At 39.1% G+C, this 8161-nt stretch carries 7 protein-coding genes and 1 tRNA gene; 2 read left to right on the top strand and 6 right to left on the bottom strand.

Annotated elements, in window-relative coordinates; translation table 11 throughout:
* Positions 1–113: 113 nt before the first annotated feature.
* Together CWB78_RS03930 and CWB78_RS03935 are read right to left on the bottom strand one after the other, a co-directional pair.
* Positions 114–1943, bottom strand: coding sequence for a DEAD/DEAH box helicase (locus CWB78_RS03930; RefSeq protein ID WP_054202149.1), 1830 nt, complete (start codon positions 1941–1943; stop codon positions 114–116).
* A gap of 160 nt (positions 1944–2103) precedes the next feature.
* On the bottom strand, positions 2104–2367 hold the full coding sequence (locus CWB78_RS03935; protein WP_008114535.1) for a GrxA family glutaredoxin: 264 nt from the start codon (positions 2365–2367) through the stop codon (positions 2104–2106).
* 290 nt (positions 2368–2657) lie between these two features.
* Here CWB78_RS03935 and CWB78_RS03940 point away from each other — a divergent pair, with 290 nt between their 5' ends.
* Entirely contained in the window at positions 2658–3104 is a 447-nt protein-coding gene (locus CWB78_RS03940) for an Hsp20 family protein (RefSeq protein ID WP_069440005.1), read from the top strand.
* Between the two features lie 59 nt (positions 3105–3163).
* Here the strand turns inward: CWB78_RS03940 and CWB78_RS03945 are convergent, their stop codons facing one another.
* The 4 genes from CWB78_RS03945 to CWB78_RS03960 all read right to left on the bottom strand — a co-directional run bounded on the left by CWB78_RS03945 (position 3164) and on the right by CWB78_RS03960 (position 7593).
* Positions 3164–3679 (bottom strand): hypothetical protein, encoded by a 516-nt coding sequence (locus CWB78_RS03945; protein WP_069440004.1) that lies wholly within the window; start codon positions 3677–3679, stop codon positions 3164–3166.
* Positions 3676–4866 carry a peptidylprolyl isomerase gene (locus tag CWB78_RS03950; RefSeq protein ID WP_138594294.1) on the bottom strand — a complete coding sequence of 397 codons (1191 nt, stop codon included), beginning with the start codon at positions 4864–4866 and terminating at the stop codon, positions 3676–3678. The genes CWB78_RS03945 and CWB78_RS03950 overlap by 4 nt, the downstream gene beginning before the upstream one ends.
* Positions 4866–5879: a phospholipase C/P1 nuclease family protein gene (locus tag CWB78_RS03955; RefSeq protein WP_138594296.1), complete on the bottom strand. Its 1014-nt coding sequence runs from the start codon at positions 5877–5879 to the stop codon at positions 4866–4868. The genes CWB78_RS03950 and CWB78_RS03955 overlap by 1 nt, the downstream gene beginning before the upstream one ends.
* Positions 5880–6039: 160 nt before the next feature.
* Positions 6040–7593: a cryptochrome/photolyase family protein gene (locus CWB78_RS03960; protein ID WP_138594298.1), complete on the bottom strand. Its 1554-nt coding sequence runs from the start codon at positions 7591–7593 to the stop codon at positions 6040–6042.
* A gap of 490 nt (positions 7594–8083) precedes the next feature.
* Here CWB78_RS03960 and CWB78_RS03965 point away from each other — a divergent pair.
* Positions 8084–8159 (top strand) — tRNA-Met (locus tag CWB78_RS03965).
* The last annotated feature ends 2 nt before the right edge of the window (positions 8160–8161 follow it).

Genomic DNA, 8161 nt, shown 5'->3' on the forward strand with positions numbered 1-8161 from the left:
ATACTGGCTTGCGGCTTCAAGTTATGAAATTTAAGCTGACCTGATACCTGAATTCTAGACACAAAAAAACCTTGGCACTTTCATGCCAAGGTTTTTTACTAAAGAGTCGTTGCTTACTTAGCGGTAAAGCTAACTGGGCGACGTTCTTTACGAGGGCCACTACGCTTATCAGGGCGTTGGCCATCTTTATTAAAGCTGCGCTTCTTGTCACCAGCAGGGCGTTCAGAACGCTCGCCGCGTGGCTCAGAAGGGCCTTGATCTTGTGTTAATGTCATACCCATTGGGCGTTTACAAATAAACACTTTTTGGAAGTGATCAAGTACATCTTTAGGCATGTTTTGCGGTAATTGTACCGTACTGTGACTGTCGTGAAGACGAATGTCACCAATAAACTTGCTTGAAATGTCTGCTTCGTTAGCAATTGCACCAACAATGTTCTTAACCTGAACACCATGCTCACGACCTACTTCGATACGGTACGTATCCATAGGACCTGCATCACGGCTATTACGCTCGCGAGGTTTACGCTCAGCGCGCTCACCGCCACGTTCGTTACGACGACCACGGTCACCACGATCATTACGGTCGTTGCGAGGGTTGCGTTCGTTACGCTCACGCGGTTGAATCTTAACTTCTTCAACTTTAATTGGTGATTGTTGCTGTGCTAAACACAGTAATGCACCCGCTAAGTCTTCAGGAGCAAGCTCAAGTTTTTGTGCCATGTTGGCAGCCACTTCATTGAAGAAAGTAATATCTTTGTTTTCAAGTGCAAGCGTAAGCTTTTCTTGAAGCGCATTAATACGTTTCTCTTCAACAACTTTAGCTGTTGGTAATTCAACTTGTGCGATTTCAGATTTAGTATGACGAATGATATTTTTAAGTAAATAACGCTCGTTATGCTTAACGAAAAGAATCGCTTTACCAGTACGACCAGCACGACCTGTACGGCCGATACGGTGAACGTAGGCTTCAGAATCTTGTGGAATGTCGTAGTTGATAACTAAGCTTAAACGGTCTACATCAAGACCACGTGCCGCTACGTCTGTTGCAATAACAACGTTTAGCATGCCGCTTTTTAAACGATCAACTGTGCGCTCACGCGCTTGCTGGTTCATGTCACCGTTAAGTGGAGCAGCAGAGAAACCTTCGCGCTCTAATAACTCAGCTAGTTGAACTGTATCGTTACGTGTACGTACGAAAACAATAGCACCTTCATATTGTTCTGCTTCTAAGAAACGAACAATGGCTTTGTTTTTATGTACGTGTGCATTCCAAAACACTTGCTCTACTGACGATACAGTTGAGTTGCGTGCAGAAATATGAACCTGTTCAGGATTGTTCATATATTTGCTGCTGATGTTTTGAATTTGCTTAGGCATAGTCGCAGAGAAAAGACATGTTTGCTTTTCACGCGGCGTTTTTTCCATGATGTTTTCAACATCATCGATAAAGCCCATACGTAGCATTTCATCGGCTTCATCAAGTACAAGTGCTTGTAAAGCATCAAACTTGATAGTGCCACGGTTTATGTGATCGATTAAACGACCCGGTGTAGCAACAATAATCTGTGCGCCACGACGAAGTGCGCTCAACTGGATGCTGTAGCTCTGGCCACCATATAGTGCCAGTACTTCAACACCACGAGTGTGTTTTGCATATTGTTCAAATGCCTCAGCTACTTGGATCGCAAGCTCACGGGTTGGTGTGAGTACAAGGATCTGTGGCTGTTTCACAGACGGGTCAATATTATTTAGTAATGGCAGTGCAAATGCTGCTGTTTTACCTGTACCCGTTTGTGCTAGTCCCAGTACGTCCTTTCTTTCTAGCAATAACGGTATACATTGAGCTTGGATTTCAGATGGTGTCTTGTAACCCAACTCTTCAACTGCCTTTAAAATTGCAGGAGAAAGATTTAGAGATTCAAACGTGACTGGTTCTGACATTAATACGCCTCAACGAATTTAAAGAGGCGCGCATTGTATAGGAAATACGAGGCAAATGCTTGTATAAATTACAACTAATTTATATGTGGTTGATGTTGGTCGAAATTTAACCAGCTCAAGTTGTGCGTTAATTAAGCTGGTTAACAATATACCTACAAATTTACTGGTAAAGGCCTAGGTTTTCTTTGGCGTAGGCTTCAAATTCTGTAAAACCACCAATATGAGTTTGGTCTACAAAAATTTGTGGCACAGTCGGACATGGCTTGCCTGCAGATTTCTCTAAATCTTCTTTACTGATACCTTCTTTGATGATGTCGATGTAGCGGTATTTAAAATCATCGCGGTCATTAGCAAGTTGCTCTGCAACATCTTTAGCGCGAACACAAAAAGGGCAGCCTTCACGGCCAAAAATTACTGTTAACATAACGCTCTCCTCAAATTAGTTGACCCTAGTGTAACTAATTTCATTATTTATTACAGTGCAAAAAAACGATTATTGTGTTCGCTTTTTTTAGGGCCTGTAAAAAAATAAAAAATATTTTATAAAAAAATCTTGAAATAAAATTGTCCGCCCATAAATAGTTATTTGAGGACGCCTGATGGGTCTTCATTTAAACAGAACTATTTGAAAGTTATATTATTAATTAAATTTTGCCGTTACTTGTTCAAACGAAAAGTGGCAGCAATATATCGCTTAAATATGAGGATATTATTATGCGTACAGTAGATTTATCACCCCTATACCGTTCATTCATTGGTTTCGATCACTTAGCATCATTAATGGATGCCGCTGCACGAACTGACAAGCAGCCAAGTTTTCCTCCATACAACATCGAAGCACTTGATAAAGACAAATACCGTATCACTATGGCAGTTGCTGGATTTAGTGAAGACGAGTTAAGCCTGCAATCTGAAAACAACACGTTAGTTGTATCAGGCACTAAAGCAGGTAAAGATCAAAACGATGAACGTAAATTCATTCATCAAGGCATTGCCGAGCGCAACTTTGAGCGTAAGTTCCAGTTAGGTGACCACGTTAAAGTACTTGGCGCAGACCTAGCTAACGGCTTACTAAGCATCGACCTTGAGCGTGAGATCCCAGAAGCGCTGAAGCCACGTAAAATTGAAATTGGCTTAGGCAATATGCTAGAAAGTAAATAGCTTAGATAGCACACGTGTTTTCCCTGTGAAAAGCCGCCATTTGGCGGCTTTTTGCGTTGTTAGTCTTTTAAATCTATTTGCATTTGTTTTAAAGCGTTAATTTTATCTATTGCAACTTGTAGTTGTTCTTGTGAAAGCTTTTTTTGTCGGCCTTTAGCAAGTAAGTCTTCAAGTTTTAATATTTTGGCTTTTGCAGCAACAACAAAACGTTGTTCGAGCTGTCTTTGCTGTTCAAGGTGGAAATCTTGATATGCCTGGTGATTATTTAGATCACCATTGTACTGAGCCACTGGCTGAGTATTTTTTACTATGTTGGGTAAATAGGCCACAGAGGTTATTTTTGGTAAGGGCTGAGAGCTAGTATTACTAGTTGCAACCGTTTTCAATTGCGTGCTTTCCAACTCTTGAGTCATGTCATCAGCAGTCAGTTCAAGGGACGTTATTTGCTTGACACTTTTAGCTTGGTTAAGACCATCAATATTCTCTATTGTTGGTTTGCTAGTATAATGAGTGAAAAGTGTGTAAATACCAACACAAGCTAAAGCAATGACAGAAACGAAATTTTTTTTACTCATAAAATTACTCCCGTCTTATTTTGCCACTTGAGCCAGTTATTTTCATACTGTTGTGCCGCTTTTTGTTTTGCGATGGCCTTTGTTGCTTGGTATCGAACGGTTTCATCTTCTGGCGAAAAGTAATCAAACTGATGCTCATAACTGTGTATCACCACCCATTCACCTCTAGGTGTACGTATAACAGCAGAAATGGTGTTTTCTTTAGTTGTGAACGCAAGTTGTACAACCCAACTACTTTTGTTTTTGCGATTTAATTCACTATTGTATTGAGCATATATATCTTGTTTTCCTGATATTACTAATGCTTGTTTAAGTGATTTGTTATCCGCCAACGTGCGAAAGTCTACAGCATTGGTTCGACTAGCAAATTGAGCTCCGTGGGCCTTTACCTGACTTAAGAATTTAAACTGCGATTTATTTGCTTGATAAAACGCTTTAATTTCGCTTTTGTTTACTTGTTTCTCTAGCTTTTCAAGAACAGGGCTCTGCATATGCATCATTGTATTTATGCCTAGCCAGCTTTGAATGGAGGGGCGCAAAATATCTCCTTTAGCTATTTCATACAGATGTTCAATATCAATATTCTGTTTTGCCAAAATCGGTTTGGCTTTTGAAAACGCTATATTGAATTGCCGTTTTTTTATTAATTCACTTTTGAATAGTTCACTATCTCCTCTATGGAGTTTAAAACGTACCTGCATTGATAGTGTATCGATAAATTCATATAAATTAATAGAGTTATACAAAATAGGGGTTAAATCGATCTGCTGCATTTTTTTAATCAAGCTTTGCACATATTGACCATTTTTAGGGTAGGGCCCTAATGTGTGTTTAAGCCAATGGCTATCATAAGTGTCAAGCTTTACCTGACTTGACTGTACCTTTATAGCTAACTGCGAATCGAACAGATTTTTTAAGTAACGTTCAACATGGTATTGAGTACTAAAACCAACGGCAGATTGTCGTTTTATTATCGCAGGTGTTTTTAGGGTTGCTTGTTGTAATAAAAACTGATTCTCATACAGACGAGTTCTAACTTCATTGATTGTAATTTCAGGTTTGTGCTTTAAATAAGCACGATGCATAAAGTTAACTTCATCACTACTGTATTGTGTAAATGAGGCCATTACTAGGGAGTGGTAAAAAGCCCCTAGTAATGTAATCACTAAAATAGCCATTTTTTTCATTAGCGAGCAACCATGGCGTGGTTTAATAAGTGCACCACCATTGCTATTGCATGGGGCACTACTTGCTTAGCTATATTAAGGCGATCAAAATGATCTTCTGAGTTGAGTACAATCCCACCTTGTGCATAAGAAAATGAACCGCCTTGAGTTAATAATGGGCGAACATCTTGGCTATTTTTATCTAAAGGCGAGAACGTTTGCATTGCTTGAGTAACGAATGATAAATCGTTGAGCTGCTCTTGATCATAGTAATCTTTTACCCAACTTTCCCAGCTAGAGTGGTTAAGGTCTGATGTGGTCCATGTGTGGTGAGGTTGTAATAAATCAGTAGTATGAAATACAAACCCTAATACTTGAGGATTTCCGCTTTGTAAGTAACTTTGATACCAATATTGGCCTAAATTATCGATAGGTTGAAATGGCATTTCTTCAAAGTCATCGTACATAGAATAGGTTGAGTTGCTATCGATTCTGTAGTGAGATTCTGTTACACCATAACTGTTATATTTTGAAGAGTCGGCATTGAACCAACCTGTTTCCCCCCCTTTACCATCATCAAGATAGTCACCTTTAAGCCAAGCAGATGCAAGATTATCAATAGTGCCCCAAACGGTGAGCTTCTCATAATTATAACCACCAAAATCGTTTCCATGTTGGTCTGCACCTTGGGTATGATTTTGAAAATGCCAATAGCTTGTATATTTAACTATACTTTGCGCTGCTCCCCATACTGGCGCTTGAACACATGAACCTGTAATAGCACCACAGAAAAAGGTGTCTTCAAAGTCATCTACGTCATAAGCAGCTTGTCCCAGCAGCTCGGCTAATTCAGAGATTGTCAGATTGTTTTGTGCAGCGTACTGACGTAAGGCAGCATATTCGGTGCTGGCTGGGTGTTGCTGCATATAATTTACGGCATCTAGAACAATACGTTTGTGAGTTTCTTGACTAAAAGCTTGAGCTTGGCTTGTACCGAGTAATAAAAGTGTCGCTGCAATTAATTGTTTTTTCATTTTATTCTCATCATAGTTTGGAGTAAGAGGTGCTATTAAAAAATAAGCTCATTACACTGACATGACAAATAAATTAAACATTTAATTAACAATATTACCTGATTTTGGTACTTTAATATTAATTATCAAGGATACTGCCGCCAATTGACGGCATTTATATTTACAGCTTTTCAATATTATTTAAATAGTTGTTAGCTTGCTCTAAGGTTTCTTGGCGCAATGATTCATCTTGTTTATCCCAATTACGATAAACCATGCCTATTCGCGGGTTTTTCTCAAGTCGTTCTCGGTGTTTTTGCATAAACTGCCAGTAGAGGCTGTTTAGCGGACACGCGTCTTTACCCACTTTTTCTTTTACTTTGTATTGGCAGCTTTTACAGTAGTCACTCATTTTATTTATATAGTTGCCGCTAGCCGCATAAGGCTTAGTGGCTATGATGCCATCGTCAGCAAACTGGCTCATCCCTCGGGCGTTAGGCATTTCTACCCACTCAATAGCATCGATATAAACACCTAAATACCATTCATCCACTTCATCGGGACTGATGGCGGTTAATAAGCAAAAATTACCTATTACCATTAAACGTTGAATATGATGGGCATACGCGCTGTCTAAGCTTTGTGTTAATGAGTGGCTTAAGCAATTCATTTTTGTTTTACCATTCCAAAAATAACTCGGCAGTACACGAGTTGCATTAAGCTGGTTTTTGTTGGCGTAATCGGGCATATTTTTCCAATAAACGCCACGCACATATTCTCGCCACCCCAGTACTTGGCGAATAAAGCCTTCAACCTGAGAAATAGATATTTCATCTTGACGTTGTTGATACTCTTTAACAACACGGTCGATAACATAGCGAGGGGGTAAAATCTTGGCATTTAACGCAAACGATAATCGGCTGTGATAAAAGGTATCTTTATCAGGGCATTGATCTGTCATCGCATCTTGAAATTGACCAAAGCGAGGCAGTAAATGTGCACAAAAATGATCAAGCGCACTTATTGCTTGCTTACGGGTTGTTGGCCAGCTTAATTGCGTGTCTATCTGTCCAAAGTAGTTTATTTTATGTTTATCTAAACGCTCAATGATGGCGCTAACATCATTTTTAAATAATTTGGGTTTGGGGATATCGGCTAGATCACTTTTTGAAAACTTATTACGGTTATTGGCATCGAAGTTCCATTGACCGCCATGAGGTTTATCGTCGTCCATTAAAATATCAAACTGCTTACGCATTGCCCGATAAAAATGCTCCATGGTGACGTGTTTATCTTTTTTAAAGCGTTTATCTATGTCGTTAAATGCCAATAAAAAGTGTTCGCTGTCACAGGCATTCACCGTTAACTCGCTATTTATCGCGAATTCGTGAAGTTGTGTTTTTAAACGGTACTCATCTGGATATTGATATTCAATAGAGGTACATTCATGCTGCTTGGCTAAACGCGTTAAAAGAGCGGGTAAGTCATCATCGTCTTTGGTGTCATCTAGCGTGAGATGTAAAACATTGAAGCCAGCATCTTTTAATGCATTAGCGAAGTTTTCCATGGCTTTAAAAAAGGCTGATATTTTTTGCACATGGTGTTTTACATAGTGTGCTTCTTGCATAAGTTCAGCAATAACAAATACTGTGTCGTCTGATTTGTCTTTAAACCACGAATGAGCAGGATTGAGCTGATCACCTAAAATCAATCTTAGTGTGTTGTATTTTTTCATAATTAGCCAAAATTCACTCTTATACGTGATATTTTTAAAAGCGATCTATTTCTTAAAGTATGTTTAACCTGAACTCTGGTTAAGAGGTTTACTAACATATTAAATCAAAAATGATATTTATGTTTATTTTCTCTAGCCAGAGATTTTCAGTGAAAACAAGGCGAAATTACGCGTCAATAGCTAGCCTATTGCAAGTAAATTCAACGCAGTTAGCGCTGAAAATAGCTGCTTGAGATAGATTTATTATCCAAAGTTCAGGTTACCGATAATAGAGCACCGAATGCGATTTAATACAGCGGTTAATTGTAACGATTCAAATTTTATAGCAAACATAGTGTAGGTAAGGCGATAAACTAGGTTGCTTTTTTTATCAACTTATTAGTTATTATGGTTGCTAATTTAGCGGCACATCCTTATAATAGCGGCCATTGTTTAGTAGGTTATAAAATTTACTAACAGCGATATTAAGTTATTAACTTTTTATCTATTGGCGCGGGATGGAGCAGTCTGGTAGCTCGTCGGGCTCATAACCCGAAGGTCGTTGGTTCAAATCCGGCTCCCGCGCACA

Origin of the sequence: Pseudoalteromonas sp. S1612, from assembly GCF_005887175.1 — a bacterium.
GTDB lineage: Bacteria > Pseudomonadota > Gammaproteobacteria > Enterobacterales > Alteromonadaceae > Pseudoalteromonas > Pseudoalteromonas undina.

Excerpts from the sequence above, each read along its gene's own strand:
- CWB78_RS03935 (WP_008114535.1), bottom strand. The coding sequence starts at position 2,367 with ATGTTAACAGTAATTTTTGGCCGTGAAGGCTGCCCTTTTTGTGTTCGC.
- CWB78_RS03930 (WP_054202149.1), bottom strand. The coding sequence starts at position 1,943 with ATGTCAGAACCAGTCACGTTTGAATCTCTAAATCTTTCTCCTGCAATT.
- CWB78_RS03960 (WP_138594298.1), bottom strand. The coding sequence starts at position 7,593 with ATGAAAAAATACAACACACTAAGATTGATTTTAGGTGATCAGCTCAAT.
- CWB78_RS03950 (WP_138594294.1), bottom strand. The coding sequence starts at position 4,866 with ATGAAAAAAATGGCTATTTTAGTGATTACATTACTAGGGGCTTTTTAC.
- CWB78_RS03940 (WP_069440005.1), top strand. The coding sequence starts at position 2,658 with ATGCGTACAGTAGATTTATCACCCCTATACCGTTCATTCATTGGTTTC.
- CWB78_RS03945 (WP_069440004.1), bottom strand. The coding sequence starts at position 3,679 with ATGAGTAAAAAAAATTTCGTTTCTGTCATTGCTTTAGCTTGTGTTGGT.
- CWB78_RS03955 (WP_138594296.1), bottom strand. The coding sequence starts at position 5,879 with ATGAAAAAACAATTAATTGCAGCGACACTTTTATTACTCGGTACAAGC.